Below are 407 nucleotides of genomic sequence, written 5' to 3'. Positions count from 1 at the left end.
CCCGAAGACATCCAGTTCGTCATGGATTTTGGAAAGAAGTATGGATACGACTTCGAGCACGAGGCCACGTACGATCGTATGTGCCTTGTGAACGATGCTGTCTATATCGCCCATGACGAATTCGGATGGCACGCAACCGGCAAGCAGTTCCAGGAGCCCTATGTCTACAAGAAGCTGTTCACCAGAGAGCCCATTGAGTTCAACGACTACATCCAGACCAAGTCGGTCACAAGTCGGATGTATCTCGCACCCGATAGTGACGACATCGTACCGGAGGATCTCAAATTCATCGGTCGTGTGGGAACGTTCGTTCCGGTCCTTGACGGAGGCGGAAGACTTCTACGCGAAACGCGCCGACAGGACGCAGACGGACATGACGTCATATCCTACGGAGCAGTCGCAGGAAC

General features: G+C 53.6%; 1 protein-coding gene. It reads left to right on the top strand.

Features of this window, described 5'->3' with window-relative positions; all coding sequences use genetic code 11:
• The coding region (locus tag HV824_RS36565; RefSeq protein WP_176425358.1) for a hypothetical protein at positions 1-407 on the top strand (407 nt) is incomplete at both ends.

Source organism: Myxococcus sp. AM009 (genome assembly GCF_013372605.1).
GTDB classification, from domain to species: domain Bacteria; phylum Myxococcota; class Myxococcia; order Myxococcales; family Myxococcaceae; genus Myxococcus; species Myxococcus vastator.
Note: the sequence above shows the minus strand (reverse complement) of the source record. Positions and strands in the feature narration are given on the sequence as shown.